Annotated in this window: 11 protein-coding genes; 5 read left to right on the top strand and 6 right to left on the bottom strand. The window is 74.6% G+C overall.

Going from position 1 to position 13,981, the window contains the following annotated elements:
• From murJ to MXD57_RS28325, 5 genes are all read left to right on the top strand, one after another.
• Positions 1 to 1,620 (top strand): murein biosynthesis integral membrane protein MurJ (gene murJ / locus MXD57_RS28345; RefSeq protein ID WP_250405020.1); only part of this gene is annotated, 1,620 nt, incomplete at its 5' end.
• A complete protein-coding gene (locus tag MXD57_RS28340; protein WP_250405019.1) occupies positions 1,604 to 2,362 on the top strand; it encodes a polysaccharide deacetylase family protein in 759 nt (252 codons plus the stop codon). The genes murJ and MXD57_RS28340, both read left to right, overlap by 17 nt.
• Complete coding sequence (locus MXD57_RS28335) at positions 2,359 to 3,516, top strand: glycosyltransferase (RefSeq protein WP_250405018.1); 1,158 nt, start codon at positions 2,359 to 2,361, stop codon at positions 3,514 to 3,516. The genes MXD57_RS28340 and MXD57_RS28335 overlap by 4 nt, the downstream gene beginning before the upstream one ends.
• On the top strand, positions 3,513 to 4,172 hold the full coding sequence (locus MXD57_RS28330) for a lipopolysaccharide biosynthesis protein (RefSeq protein ID WP_250405017.1): 660 nt from the start codon (positions 3,513 to 3,515) through the stop codon (positions 4,170 to 4,172). The genes MXD57_RS28335 and MXD57_RS28330 overlap by 4 nt, the downstream gene beginning before the upstream one ends.
• Positions 4,169 to 5,299 carry a GNAT family N-acetyltransferase gene (locus MXD57_RS28325; protein WP_250405016.1) on the top strand — a complete coding sequence of 377 codons (1,131 nt, stop codon included), beginning with the start codon at positions 4,169 to 4,171 and terminating at the stop codon, positions 5,297 to 5,299. Before MXD57_RS28330 ends, MXD57_RS28325 begins: the two co-directional genes overlap by 4 nt.
• A gap of 24 nt (positions 5,300 to 5,323) precedes the next feature.
• Here the strand turns inward: MXD57_RS28325 and MXD57_RS28320 are convergent, their stop codons facing one another.
• The 6 genes from MXD57_RS28320 to MXD57_RS28295 form a co-directional block, all read right to left on the bottom strand.
• A complete protein-coding gene (locus tag MXD57_RS28320) occupies positions 5,324 to 6,556 on the bottom strand; it encodes a glycoside hydrolase family 26 protein (RefSeq protein WP_250405015.1) in 1,233 nt (410 codons plus the stop codon).
• Between the two features lie 173 nt (positions 6,557 to 6,729).
• Complete coding sequence (locus MXD57_RS28315) at positions 6,730 to 7,734, bottom strand: hypothetical protein (RefSeq protein ID WP_250405014.1); 1,005 nt, start codon at positions 7,732 to 7,734, stop codon at positions 6,730 to 6,732.
• 100 nt (positions 7,735 to 7,834) lie between these two features.
• Positions 7,835 to 8,071, bottom strand: a complete 237-nt coding sequence (locus MXD57_RS28310; protein WP_250405013.1) for a chaplin — start codon at positions 8,069 to 8,071, stop codon at positions 7,835 to 7,837.
• A gap of 418 nt (positions 8,072 to 8,489) precedes the next feature.
• Positions 8,490 to 9,380, bottom strand: coding sequence for an ABC transporter permease (locus tag MXD57_RS28305; protein WP_374114758.1), 891 nt, complete (start codon positions 9,378 to 9,380; stop codon positions 8,490 to 8,492).
• Entirely contained in the window at positions 9,377 to 12,025 is a 2,649-nt protein-coding gene (locus tag MXD57_RS28300; protein WP_250405012.1) for an alpha/beta fold hydrolase, read from the bottom strand. Before MXD57_RS28300 ends, MXD57_RS28305 begins: the two co-directional genes overlap by 4 nt.
• A gap of 242 nt (positions 12,026 to 12,267) precedes the next feature.
• A complete protein-coding gene (locus MXD57_RS28295; RefSeq protein ID WP_250405011.1) occupies positions 12,268 to 13,674 on the bottom strand; it encodes an APC family permease in 1,407 nt (468 codons plus the stop codon).
• Positions 13,675 to 13,981 lie beyond the last annotated feature (307 nt).

The following is a 13,981-nucleotide window of genomic DNA, read 5'->3' as shown; positions in this document are numbered from 1 at the left end:
CCGCGATCCGGACCCGCCCCGGAGGCCGGCCGCGAGTCCAGCGCCGGACCCACCCCGCCCGTACCCCGGTTCCTCGCCCGCGCCGCCCTGGTCACCGCCTCCCTCTCGGTCGCCGGCGCCCTCCTCGGGCTGGTGCGCGACCAGGTGCTGGCCCGGCTCTTCGGGGCCGGGCGGGACACCGACGCCTTCCTGGTCGCCTGGACGGTGCCGGAGTTCGCGGCCACCCTGCTCATCGAGGAGGGGCTGGCGTTCGCGCTGATCCCGGCGTTCAGCGCCGCCCTGGCCCGGCGCGCGCAGGGCGCCCCGGGCGATCCCGTGCGGTCGCTGGTCGCCGCCGGCCTGCCCCGGCTGGCGCCGGCCTTCGCGGCGGCGGGCGCACTGCTCGCCGCCGCCGCGCCGCAAGTGGTCCGGGTGCTGGCGCCCGGACTGCCCGATCCCTCCCTCGCCGTCGACTGCACCCGGCTCACCGCGACCTGTGTGCTCAGCTTCGGGCTCGCGGGGTACTGCAGCGCGGCATTGCGGGCCCACGGCCGCTACCTGGCCCCGGCGGCGATCTACGTCGCGTACAACATCGGCATCGTCACGTCGATGTTCGCGCTCGGCGGCCCCTGGGGGGTGCGTGCGGCGGCCTTCGGTGTGGCGGTCGGCGGATGCCTGATGGTGCTGGTCCAACTGCCGGACCTGGTAGCCCGGTTGTGTGACCGCCGGGTGACGCGCGCCGCCTCCGTGGACGTCGCCGTCGCCCCGCCCGTGGACGTCGCGCTGATGGCCAGCGTGCTGCTGTTCGGGCTGTGCCGGCAGTCGCAGGTGCTCATCGAGCGGTTCCTCGCCTCGCACCTGCCCGCCGGGGCCATCTCGCACCTGAACTACGCGCAGAAGGTCGCGCAGATCCCGATGATGCTGTCGATGATGCTGTGCACGGTCACCTTCCCGGTGGTGGCCCGGGCCCTCGCGGACGGCGACACCGAGCGGGCCAGGACGAGGGTGGAGCGCGATCTGGCGGTGGCCGCCGGGCTGGTGCTGCTCGGCACCGCGGCCGTCCTCGCCTGCGCCCCGCAGATCATCGAGCTCCTCTTCCAGCGCGGCGCGTTCACCGCCGCCGACACCGCGGCCACGGCGCACGTCATGCGGGTGTACGCGCTCGGTCTGCTCGGCCAGACCCTGACGGGCGTGCTGGTCCGCTGCTGCTTCTCGGCGGGCCGCGCCACCTGGTACCCGCTCGCCGCCATGGCCGCGGGCATCGTCGTGACCTCCTGGGCCGGCGCCGCCACCATCGGCGTGTGGGGCGTCACCGGCATCGCCGCCGCCAACGCCGCCGGGATCACCCTCACCGCCGTCCTGCTGCTGTCCGGGCCGGCCTCGCGCGGCGTGCCCGTGCGGGCCCGGGGCGTGCTGAGGGAGCTGAGCAGGCCGCTGCGGGCCGCCGCGGTGGCCGCCCCGGCGGGGGCGTTCGCCGCGAGCCTGCCCACCGCCCCGGCCGCCGGCCTGCTGGCCGGCGGCACCACCGTGACCGTCGTGTTCGTCCTGCTCGGCCACGCCCTGGGCGCCCAGGGCTGCGCCTTCGCCGTCCGACTCGTCCGCACCCTCGCCGGAAGGCTCGCCCATGCCGTCCTCCGTTGAGCCACCCCGGCGCGCCGCCTCGCGCCCGGGCCGCGTCCCGTGGATCGCCATGTACCACTCGGTCGGCGAACGCGCCGACGACCCGTACCGGATCACCGTCACACCCGAGCGGCTGGAGTGCCAGCTCCGCTGGCTGCGCGGCCGGGGCCTGCGGGGGGTGTCGGTGCGCGAACTGCTCGCGGCCCGCGCCCGCGGCGAGGGGCACGGTCTGGTCGGGCTCACCTTCGACGACGGCTACGCCGACTTCCTCACCGGCGCGGTCGACGTGCTGGCCCGCTGGGAGTGCACGGCGACCCTGTTCGCGCTGCCCGGCCGGCTCGGCGGCGACAACGCGTGGGACCCGCTGGGGCCGCGCAGGCCGCTGCTGACCGCCGACGGCATCCGGCGGGCGGCCCGGGCGGGCATGGAGATCGGCTCGCACGGTCTGACCCACCTCGACCTGACCCGGGCCGACGACCTCACTCTCAAGACCGAGACCGTCGAGAGCCGGGCCCTGCTCGAAGGGCTGACCGGCGCTCCGGTCACCGGTTTCTGCTACCCGTACGGCACGGTCGACGCGCGCGCCGCCGACGCGGTGCGCGAGGCCGGGTACGAGTACGCCTGCGCCATCGACCCGGGCGCGCTGACCGGCCCCCACGCCCTGCCCCGGGTGTACGTCGGGCAGCGCGACACCGGCGTGCGCCTGTCGCTGAAGTACCGGCTGCACCGGTTGCGCCGCCGGCCGGCGGAGGGTCCGCGGTGAGGGCGCTGCACATCATCACCGGGCTCGGGGTGGGCGGCGCCGAGCAGCAACTGCGCCTGCTGCTGCGGCACTTGCCCGCGCGGTGCGACGTGGTCACGCTGACCCACCCCGGACCGGTGGCCACCGGGCTGGCCGCCGACGGGGTGCGGGTGACGCACCTCGGCATGAACGGCAACCGGGACCTGCCGGTGCTGCCCCGCCTGGTCCGCGTCATCCGGCACGGCCGCTACGACCTCGTACACACCCACCTGTACCGGGCCTGCCTGTACGGCCGGATCGCGGCACGGCTGGCGGGGGTGCGCGCAGTCGTGGCCACCGAACACTCGCTGGGCGACTCGCAGATGGAGGGGCGGCCGCTCACGGCGGGCGTGCGCGCCCTGTACCTGGCCGGCGAGCGGCTCGGCCGGGCCACCGTCGCGGTCTCCCCCACCGTCGCCGACCGGCTCGCCCGGTGGGGGGTGCCCCGGCAGCGCATCGCGGTGGTGCCCAACGGCATCGACCTCGACGGGTTCCGCTTCGACCCGGCGCGGCGCCGGCTCACCCGCGCCCGGCTCGGGCTGCCGGACGACGCGTTCGTCATCGGCGGCATCGGCCGGCTCGTCCCCGGCAAACGCTTCGACGTCCTGGTCCGGGCCCTCGCCCGGCTCCCGGACGACTGCAGGCTGCTGCTGGTCGGCGGCGGCCCGCAGGAGGCCGCCCTGCGCCGGGCCGCCGAGGAGGCCGGCGTCGCCGGCCGGGTGCTGTTCACCGGTGAGCGGCCCTACGCCCCGGACGGCTCGCCCGGCCCCGAACTGCCCGCGCTGACCTCGGCGATGGACGTGCTCGCCGCACCGTCCCGGGAGGAGGCTTTCGGGCTGGCCGTCGTCGAGGCGCTGGCGGCCGGACTGCCGGTGCGCTACGCCTCCTGCCCTGCCGTCGAGGACCTGCCGCCCGAGGCCGCCCCGGACGCGCTGCGCGTCACGGGCGGCGCCGACGGCTACGCTCGCGCGCTCGCCGGGGTGCGCACGGCAGGGCCCGGCCCCCGCACCGCCCCCGAGGCACCCCGCCACTACTGCATCACCCGCAGCGCCGCCCGGCTGATGGACGTCTACGCGGCGGCGCTCGCCGGCACGTTCCCCAGGTCCCCATCTCCCGAGGGAGTCAGCTCGCCATGACCGAGAATCCCACCCGGAACTCCCGCCCGGCCCGCCCCAGGCGCTCGCGCGCGCTTCCGCCCTGGTCGCTGGTGGTGGCCGGCGTCCTCACGGGCGGGCTGCTGGGCGGCGCGTACGGCGTGCTGAAGCCACCGACGTACACGGCCACCGCCTACGTCCTCGCCGTGCCCACCGAGAGCTCCGACTCCGCCGCCGCGCTCGGCTTCGCCCAGGCCTACGGCCGCATCGCCACCGACCTCGCGGTGCTCGGCGACGCGCGGGAACGGGCCGGGGTGCCGTTGGACACCCTGCGCGCCGGCGTGCGCACGGCCACCTCGCCGGACGCCCCGATGGTCGCCGTCTCCGCGTCCTCGGTCCGCCCGGCCAAGGCCGCCGACATGGCCAACGCGGTCGCCCGCTCCCTCGCCCGGCGCGCCGACGCGACCAAGGCCGACACCCATGTCGAGCTGGTGCAGTTCTCCCGGGCGCCGCGGCCGACCGCGCCCAGCTCGGCCTCCCCCGTGGTCACGGGCCTGATCGGGACGAGCGCGGGCGGGCTGCTCGGCGCGCTGGTGCTGCTGGTACGGCCGGGGCGCAGGCCGGAGGACGAGGCGGAGCCGCGCCCGGCCACCGTGCCCGGTCCGGCCGTCGCCTCCGACGCGCACGGCCCGCGGTGACGGCCCCGCCCTGCCCGGCGGTCCCGGACCACACCGCCGGACTCGTCACCGACGCGGACGCCTTCGCCGCGCTGGCCCCGGCCTGGGGGCGGCTGTACGAGCGGTGCGCCACCGCGACCCCGTTCCAGCACCACGCCTGGCTGCACTCGTGGTGGCGGTCGTACGGCGGACCGGGCCGGCTCCGGGTGCTGGTGGTGCGCTCCGGCGACGAACTGGTCGGCGCGGCGCCGCTGATGCTGGTACGCCGGCCGCTGCCCGCGCTGGTGCCGCTGGGCGGGGCCATCTCCGACTACGGGGACGTGCTGCTGGACGACGCCGACGACGGGCGCGCCGCCAACGCCCTCGCCGACGCCCTGTGGGACGCGGCCCGCACCGCCCTGGTCGACTTCCGCGAGGTACGGCCCGGTGGTGCGGTGGAACGGGTCTACGACCGCTGGCGCGGCCCGCGCCGCACGGTCCGCGACTCGCTGTGCCTGGAGCTGCCCGCCGTGCCGCTGCCCGAACTGGCCGCCCGGCTGCCCGCGAAGCGGGCCCAGCGGGTCCGGGCGCAGCTGCGCAGGCACACGTCACTGGGCGTGGTGCGGCACGTGGCCGGGCCGGACGAGGCGGCCCCGGCCCTGCACCGCATGCTGGAGCTGCACCGGCTGCAGTGGCGGGAACGCAAGGTGACGGCCGAGCACACGCTGCCCCGGTTCCGCGAACACCTGGTGCGCGCGGTACCCGATCTGGTCCGCTCCGGGAACGCGGTCGTGACGGAGTTCCGGATCGGCGCGGACGTGGTCGCCGTCGACCTGACGCTGCGGTCCCGGAGCCTGACCGGCGGCTATCTGTACGGCGCGCACCCGCGGCTGCGGGAGAGCAGGGCCGATGTGGCCGTACTGCTGCTGGACGCGTGCAGTGAGCAGGCGACGCGCGCCGGGGGCGCGGACGGAGGCGGCACGCTGAGCCTGCTGCGCGGCTCCGAGCCCTACAAGATGCACTGGCGGCCCGAACCGGTCGCCAACCAGCGGCTGCTGATGGCCCGGCGGCGGACCGCGCCGCTGCTGTCGGCCGCGCTGTGCGCCGGGGCCGCCCGGCTGTGGGGCGGAGAGGTGCTGCGCCGGTGGCGGGAGCAGCCGTCGGGCTGACGCCGGGGCCCGCCGGCCGTCGGATCACCGGTCGGGGCAGGACTTCCGGCCGAGCCGGTACGCCGGCCAGTCGTCCGGGTCCGGGACCGGGCAGTCGCCGCCCGGCTCCGGGGCGGGCCCGCCGGACTTCCCGGGCTCCGGGGCCGGCGCGGACACCGTCGCTGCCGGAGCGGGCTGCTGCTCGCCGCGGCCGTACAGGAAGGACCGGTAGACCTGCGACGAGCGGGGGTTGCGCGCGCACTGCCACACGCCGTGCGGGCAGTAGTCCGTGAGCGTGTTGTACACCGGCCCGTGTTCCCGGATCCAGGCCAGCATGCCCCGCATGTAGTCGGTGTCGTCGCCGTTGCGGAAGAGCCCCCACTCCGGATAGGAGACGGGCTTGCCGTGGGCCTTGGCGAAGTCGACGTGCTGCCGCAGCCCGTAGGGCTCCCTCACCTGTTCCGCGAACGACAGCCCGGCCGGCTGGTCGTAGGCGTCCATGCCGATGATGTCGACGGTGTCGTCCCCGGGGTAGCACTCGGTCCAGGGCACGGCGTCCCGGCCGCGGCTCGGGGTGAAGTCGAACCGGAACCGCTGGCCCGGCACCGACCGCATGGTCGCGACGATCCGCTTCCAGTACGTCTTCCAGGACGCCGGGTCCGGTCCGCAGCGGTGGGTGTAGGTGATGCCGTTCATCTCCCAGCCGAGGACCAGCACGGTGTCGGGCACCCCCGACTCCACCAGCCGCTCGGCCAGCGTCCGGAAGTGACGGTCGAACTCCCCGGCCGCCCCCCGCCGGAGCAGCTCGCGCACCTCGTCGTCGGAGAGGTTCTCCTCGTTGCGCTCCTGCATCGGCACGTTGAGCACGAGCGTGCGGTCCGCCTGGGCGCGCCGCCACCGCGCCCACGGGTCCAGGAAGCCGGGCGGGCCCTCGACGTCGGCCCAGCGGCCGCCGGGCAGGTAGGTGTGGGCGACCTTCGGCTCGGTGCCGCCGAGCCAGTGGCGCAGCCCCGCCATCAGGGTCACCCCGAGCGGCCCCGAGTCGAGGAAGGCGCCGAACGGAGTGATCCCGGCGGCCCCCTTCGCGGCCCCGGGGGAGGCGGAGACCCGGGGCGCCGCCGGGGCGGAGGTCGCGGTCGGAGCCGCCGTGGGTGCGCGTGGCGCCGGTGCGGGGGGCACCGGGGAGGGAGCCGGTCCCGCGGCCAGGACCGCCGCGACGGTGATCCCGGCCGCGGTCAGCGCCGGCCGGTACCGGGCCCTTCGCCGCTGTGGAGCCATGCCGGGATCCTCCCTCTCCCGCACGCCCGCCTGCTCGCCCGGCGGTCGCTGTTACCGACACCCAGTCACACGGGCCGAGACCGTGCCAACGCGGTTGCGGCTTACAGGTGGCCGCACCCCTCGTACGGCCGAACGAGCGGGGTGCCGGGCACGGGGCTCCGGCACCCGGCACGTCAGCGACGGGACGCGGCGCGGCGGCCCCGGCGGTAGAGGGTGGTCCCCGCCACGATCAGCGCGGCGCTCGCCGCCGAGGCCGCGATCATGGCCTCGGCGTTGCCACCGGTGTGCGGAAGGTGGGGCCTGTGCCCGTGATGGTGGTGGTGGTGCTCCTCGCCGCCGTAGGGCGGGGGTGTGTCGTCATCGCCGTACGAGGGCGGGCCCTGTTGCTCGTCCTCCCCGTACGAGGGTGGGCTCGCGTGGTCGTCGCCGCCGTACGAGGGCTCGCGGGTGGGCCCGTCGTCGCCGTACGAGGGCTTCTGAGTGGGCTCGTCGTCCCCGTACGAGGGCTTCTGAGTGGGCTCGTCGTCGCCGTACGAGGGCTTCTTGGCGGGCTCGTCGTCGCCGTACGAGGGCTTCTTGGCGGGCTCGTCGTCGCCATAGGAGGGCGGGGCCGAGTGGTCGTCCTTCCCGTACGAGGGCGCGGCCGAGTGCTCCTCGTCGCCGTACGAGGGCTCGTGGGTGGGCTCCTCCTTGCCGTGCGCGGACGAGGAGGAGTGCTCCTCGTCGCCGGACGAGGGCTTCTTGGCGGGCTCCTCCTCACCGTAGGAGGGTTCGGTCGGGTGCTCCTCTTCCTTCGAAGGGCCCTGGGCCTCGTCCTCCTCACCGTACGAGGACGGAGAGGAATCGTTTCCCTTGTTCTGCGACGACGACAGGTCCACGTCATCGCTGTAGTCGGGCTCGTCCTGTGGGTCCACGCTCGTGGCGCCCTTGCTCCGGGCACCGCCCGTGCCGGACTCGTGGCGGCCGGCGCAGGAGCTGCCGGAGGCGCCGTCCGCGGAGTCGCCGCAGACGGCGGCCGGGGCCTCCCCCGGTGCCTGGGCGGTGTTGGCGGACACCACGCCGGACGGCTGCCGGGCGGGGCCGTGCTCCGAGTCGGCGAGTGCCAGGCCGCCGTACAAGGACAGCATGCCTGTCGCGGCGGCGGCCACGAAAATGCCCTTGCTGAGGGTCTGTCGCAATGTCGTCGTCTTCCTGCTCGTAGAAATGGGAAAGCCGGCCCCGGAACGATGAAGAGGTCCGGGGCCGGCCACGACACAGCCGGTGGGCTGAAGCGTCGCTTTACTGCAGCGAGCCGTTGGCGCAGACGGCGCCGAGGGCCGGGTTCAGCGCGCCGATGACGTTCACGGAGTTGCCACAGGCGTTGACCGGAATGTGAATCGGCACCTGGATGACGTTGCCCGAGAGGAAGCCCGGCGAGTTGGAGGCGGAGCCCGTCGCGTCCGAGTCCGCGAACGCGGGGGCCGCCCCACCCAGAGCCAGGATCGCGCCGACGAGCACAACAGTGCTCTTGTTCATGAGACTTTCCCTTCTCTGCGGTCATGCCCCTTTGACGGCCGAAACCGAGCGAGCGGTCTCGGCCGAGCGAGCGCAGCTTCAACGGCTCGCACCATGACCGGCAGGTTGTAGAACGAGGAATAGACAGCGGAGGAAACCGTGGAACGCATACCACCCGTCAATTCACTCGAACGCCCCCGCAGAATTGACACCTTGGCCGAGGTGCGGGCATTTCCGCGTGCGCGGACAACGTCTCCGCCCCGTCCGCCACCGGCACCGGCACCGGCACCGGCACCGGCACCACCTGAGCGCACGCTCCGCGGCGGCGGGCGCCGGTTCCCCGGGTCGCCCGCCGCCGTTTCGTGTGCTCACCCCCCGGTGCGGCGCCCCGACGCGTGCGGCGTGGGCGGCGGGTGGCGGTACCCCGCCCCGGCCCCGGTCAGGAGACGATGTCCTTGCGTGCGAAGCCCCGGAAGGCCAGGGCGAACAGCACCAGGGCGTACGTCACGGAGACCGCCGCGCCCTGGACCATGCCGGACCACTCGGGGTCCGGCTGCACCGCGTCGGCCCAGGCGAACTGCCAGTGCGCGGGGAGGAAGTCGCGCCAGTGGCCGAGGGCGGTCACGGCGTCCAGGACGTTGCCGGCGATCGTCAGGCCGACCGCACCGCCGACCGCGCCGAGCGGGGCGTCCGTCCTCGTCGACAGCCAGAACGCCAGTCCCGCCGTGACCAGTTGGGACACGAAGACGTACGCCACGACCACCACGAGCCGCTGCGCCGCGGTGCCCGGGTCCAGCGCGCCGCCGGTGGGGATCTGCAGCGGGCCCCAGCCGTAGGCGGCCGTGCCGACCGCGAGGGCGACCACCGGCAGCAGCACCATCGCGGCGAGGCTCAGCCCCAGCCCCACGGCGAGCTTGGACAGCAGCAGGCGGGTTCTCGGCACGGGCGCGGCGAGCAGATAGCGCAGGGAGGACCAGCTCGCCTCGGAGGCGACCGTGTCCCCGCAGAACAGGGCGACCGGGATGACCAGCAGGAAGCCCGCCGAGACGAACAGGTTGACCGCGGCGAAGTTGGCGCCGGACGCGGTGGCCGTGTCCATCAGCGTGACCCGGCCGTCGCGGCCGGAGGGCTCGCCGCCGATCGTGAACGCGACGAGCAGCACGAACGGCAGGACCGCGAGGACACCGCCCATGATCAGCGTGCGGCGCCGCTTGAACTGGCGGACCAGTTCCACGCGCAGCGGCAGCGTGCGGCCCGCCCGGTAGCCGGGGGCCGCCTCGACCGGTTCCTCGGGCTCGACGGGCTCGACGGGCTCGGTGAGCGTGCTCACGGGGCACCTCCGATCAGGGTGAGGAAGGCGTCCTCCAGGCGCCGGTGGGGGCCGACCGAGGCGACGGGCACCGCCAGGCGCACCAGTTCCACGACCAGTTCCTCGGCGGTGGCGCCGGGTTCGAGACGGATGAGCAGCCCGTCCTCGGTGCGGACGGCGGAGGCGACGCCGGGCAGGGCCGTGACCTTCTCCACCACCGGCTCCTCCACGGGCGCACCGGTGCCGACCAGCAGTGTGTCGCCGGAGCCGACGATCTCCCGCACCGGTCCGGCCTGGACCAGCCGGCCGCGGTCCATGACCACCAGGTGGGTGCAGGACTGCTCGACCTCGGCGAGGAGATGGCTGGAGACGATCACCGTGCGGCCGGCCGCCGCGTAGCGGATCATCACCTCGCGCATCTCGCGGATCTGGGGCGGGTCGAGACCGTTGGTGGGTTCGTCCAGGATCAGCAGCTCGGGCAGGCCGAGCATGGCCTGGGCGATGGCCAGCCGCTGCCGCATGCCCTGGGAGTAGGTGCGTACCGGACGGGCGAGCGCGTCGCCGAGGCCGGCGATCTCCAGGGCCTGGTCGAGGTGGGCGTCCCCGGCCGGCCGGCCGGTGGCCCGCCAGTGGAGTTCCAGGTTCTCCCGGCCGGACAGGTGGGGCAGGAAGCCCGCGCCCTCCACGAAGGCGCCGACCCTGGACAGCACCGGCGCGCCGGGCCGGACGGCGTGGCCGAAGACGCGGATCTCCCCGCCGTCGGGGGCGATGAGGCCCATCAGCATGCGCAGGGTGGTGGTCTTGCCCGCGCCGTTGGGTCCGAGCAGGCCGAGGACCTGCCCCCGTTCCACCCGGAAGGACAGCTCGCGCACCGCGTACCGGTCGGCGGACCTGGCGTACCGCTTGCTCAGGTCCGTGATCCGCAGCGGGACGTCGGCGAGCGCCGGGTCGGGAGCGGGGGCGGCCGTGGGGCGCCGGCCGGTGACCAGCAGGGCGAGCGCGCCCGCCGCCCCGGCCAGGGGCAGCCACCACACCCAGGCGGGCAGCGGGTCCGCCGCGGTGGTGACGGCGGGCGCGGTCGGCACGCTCAGGTCCGACCTGAGGGAGACGGTGTACGTGGCCGGGGCGGCCGGTGAGGCGTAGCCGAGGTCGGTGGAGGCCAGGACGAGGCGGAGCCGGTGGCCCTTGCGCACCTCGTGGTCGATCGCCGGGAGGGTGACCGTGACGTCCTTGCCCGCCTCGGCGCCGGTGACCCGCAGGGGTGCGACGAGCTGGGAGGGCAGCACCTGCCGGGTGCCGCCGGGGCCGACGTCGTACACCTTGCCGAACAGGACGGCGTCGCCGGTGGTGGAGGTGACGTGGACGGTGGCGGTCGGCGAACCGGTGATCCGCAGGTCCCGGCCGAGCGGGGCCGAGTCGAACCGGGCGTACTGGCCGGGGAAGTCGAGGGAGACTCCGACGCCGAGCGCGGAGAGGCGGGAGAGACCGCCGGAGCCGCCGAGGCCGGGCAGCGCGGAGACACCGGGCGGGCTGGCGCCGGCCGGGTTGGCGACGTGCTGCCCGCGGCCGGTCAGGGCGACGGCGCGCGGGTGGCCGCGCAGGCCCGGGTAGGCGTCGGCGCTCGCGCCGCGCAGCCGGGCGGCGCCGTCGGTGGAGTCGACGCCGCCGGTGCGGGTGACGCGGAAGGCGGGACCGGTGCCGGCGGACCCGTCGCCCTTCAGGTAGCGGTCGAACCAGGCGGTCACCCGCCCCCGCACCCGGGTGTCCTCCCTGTCGCCGCCGTCGTGCCCGCCCGCGATCCAGTCGACGTCCACGGGGGCGCCGTTCGCTCGGATCGCCTTCGCGGCGGCGTCGGACTGGGCGAGGGTGAACAGGGAGTCGGTCTGGCCCTGCACCAGCAGCGCGGGCACCCTGATGCGGGCGGCGACCGCGACCGGCGAGCGTTCCCGGAGCAGCTCGCGGGCCGCGTCGTCCGGGGTTCCGGACTCGGCCACCCGGTCGTACATCCGGCACAGGGCGGGCTCGAACCTGGCGCAGCCGCCGCCGGTGTTGAAGAAGACCCCGGCCCAGAGCTTCTTGAAGACGCCGTTCGGGAAGAGGGCGTCGGCGAGGTTCCAGTAGGTGACGGCCGGTGCGATGGCGTCGACTCGGCGGTCGTGCCCGGCGGCGAGCAGGGAGATCGCGCCGCCGTAGGAGCCGCCGGTCACGCCCACGCGCGGGTCGCCCTTGCCGTCGAGGCGGACCTGGGGCTGGTCGGCCAGCCAGTCGATCAGCCGGGAGACGTCGGCGACCTCGTGCTCCGGGTCGTTGAGGCCGATCTTCCCGGTGGAGTGGCCGAAGCCGCGGGCCGACCAGGTCAGCACCGTGTATCCGGCGCGGGTGAGGTCCTCGGCCTGCTGCCGCACGTCGTCCTTGCTGCCGCCGAAGCCGTGGGCGAGCAGGACGGCGGGGCGGCGGCCGGCGGCACCGGTGAAGTAGGAGGTGTCCAGGCGGGTGCCGTCGGCCATGGTCATGACCCGGTCGGTCCGGCGCACCCCGGGCGGATCGTCGGACGCGACGGCCGACCACGTCCCGGCGCCGGCGAGCACCACGACGGCGGCCGCGGCGGCGAGCAGCCGGCGCGGTCCCTTCAGCGGTCCCCGCGGCACGAGCCTTCGAAGATCCATGCGTCAACGGTACGGGCCGCCACCGGCGGCGCACGCGGCCCTGGGGCTGAATTCCCGCCCTCCTCGCGGCGTACGGCCCCCCTCCCCCGTACTCCGGACGCGGTACGAGCGGGTGCGCGCCGCCTCGGCATGCGGGGCGGCGCGCACCGCGGGAACGTCGTCGCCCCCGCCGCCCGTCGAGGTGCGGGCAGCGGGGGCTCGGTAGGGGGCGTGCCCGGTGGTGGGCTGGGCTTTCGGAGCCGTCAGGCCCGCGCGTCCTCCGGGATCGACACCAGCCAGCGGGTGTCGCGGCGCGGGCGGAGGTAGAAGGCCCAGTAGAGGGTGGCGACCGCGGTGATGCCGCCGGTCCACAGCAGGTAGGCCGCCTCCTGCTGGGCGAGGATGTAGGCGAGGACCACGATCAGCAGGACGGGCATCGCGGGCCACAGCGGCATCCGCCAGGCGGGGGTGTGCTTGTGGGAGCCGCGGCGGCACAGCAGGGCGGCGACCGCGACGAGGATGTACATGCCGGTCACGGAGACACCGGTGACGCCGTACAGGGTGTCCAGGTTGACGAAGCAGAGCAGCGCGCCGGGGACACCGACCGCCAGGGTGGCGACCCAGGGGGAGCCGAAGCGGCCGAGCTTGGAGAAGACGTCGTTGACCGGCTCGGGCCAGGCCTTGTCGCGGGCGGAGGCGAACAGGACGCGGGAGTTCTGGATCACCATGACGATGCCGGCGTTGATGATCGCGAGGGCCACGCACAGGCTGACGAAGGTGCCGACCGCGGAGTTGGACCACGCGGTGACCATGGAGCTGATGTCGCCGCTGGTGAGTTCCTCGATGTCGGCGGCCCCCATGGTGATCGCGGCGACCGGCACGATGATGACCACCGAGGAGATGGCGAGGGTGGCCAGCACCGTGCGGGCGACGTTGCGGCGCGGGTGCTCCAGTTCCTCGGAGAGGTAGACGGCGGTCGAGAAGCCCTGGGTGGCGAAGAGGGCGATGGCGAGCCCGGATATGACGAGCATGGCCGTCACCGGATCGGTGTGGCCGCTCGGGCCGGTCACCTCCATGGAGACCAGGCTGCCGACCCCGCGGTGGCCGTGCGAGAAGCCCAGCAGGGCGACCACGCCGGCCGCGATGACCTCGAGGACCAGGAAGATGCCGGTGATCCAGGCGTTGGCCCGCAGGTCGAGCAGGCCGGCGAGGGTGGCCAGCAGCATCACGCCGGCGCCGGTCATGGCCGGGTCGAGGTGCACGATCGGGGCCAGGTAGTCGGCCGTGCCCATCGCGATCACCGGCGGAACGATCATCACCACCAGCAGGGACAGTACGAAGACCAGCCAGCCCGCGAGCCGCCCGGCCATCGTCGACACCATGGCGTACTCGCCGCCCGCGCTGGGGATGAGGGTGCCCAGCTCGGAGTAGCAGAACGCCACGGCGATACAGAGGAGGGAGCCGATGGCGATCGTCAGGGCGGTGGCCGTGCCGAGGGAGCCGAACAGGTCCGGGACGACCACGAAGAGCGTGGAGGCGGGCGTGACGCACGAGAGCGTCAGCAGGGTGCCGCCGACGACGCCGATGGAACGCTTGAGCTTCCGGGGGCCGTCAGGGCCGTCGGAGGCGTCTGTGACGGCTGTGTCGACGGGGCGGAGCGTGTCGGTCATGCGGCGGGGTTCCGATCGACTCGTGCGACTGAGGGTGGGGGTCGGGAGCGCTATCGCCTCCGGCGGCTCGTCGTGCGTCTCGTCTCGTCCGCTCCCGGCGCCACTTAGAGAACCCCTTCGAAAACCGCCGCGTCAATGGGGGTTCACCTTCGGATTCCGCACTCGTAAAGCGACGCAGTTCACATCACTTTCGCAGGCAATGATCACGTAGTAGCGCATTCAGCATGTGAAATTAATCAATGACCTTGCTTTCCAAGGTGATCGACAGATCCCTCATGGCTTGCCCGTTTCATCCTCGAAAACGGGA

The sequence above is a fragment of the Streptomyces cellostaticus genome (assembly GCF_023630175.1).
GTDB classification, from domain to species: Bacteria; Actinomycetota; Actinomycetes; order Streptomycetales; family Streptomycetaceae; genus Streptomyces; species Streptomyces cellostaticus_A.
Note: the sequence above shows the minus strand (reverse complement) of the source record. Positions and strands in the feature narration are given on the sequence as shown.

Bases quoted from the DNA above. Each gene is read 5' to 3' on its own strand.
- MXD57_RS28340 (WP_250405019.1), top strand. From the start codon at position 1,604: ATGCCGTCCTCCGTTGAGCCACCCCGGCGCGCCGCCTCGCGCCCGGGC.
- MXD57_RS28330 (WP_250405017.1), top strand. From the start codon at position 3,513: ATGACCGAGAATCCCACCCGGAACTCCCGCCCGGCCCGCCCCAGGCGC.
- MXD57_RS28320 (WP_250405015.1), bottom strand. From the start codon at position 6,556: ATGGCTCCACAGCGGCGAAGGGCCCGGTACCGGCCGGCGCTGACCGCG.
- MXD57_RS28310 (WP_250405013.1), bottom strand. From the start codon at position 8,071: ATGAACAAGAGCACTGTTGTGCTCGTCGGCGCGATCCTGGCTCTGGGT.
- MXD57_RS28300 (WP_250405012.1), bottom strand. From the start codon at position 12,025: ATGGATCTTCGAAGGCTCGTGCCGCGGGGACCGCTGAAGGGACCGCGC.
- MXD57_RS28295 (WP_250405011.1), bottom strand. From the start codon at position 13,674: ATGACCGACACGCTCCGCCCCGTCGACACAGCCGTCACAGACGCCTCC.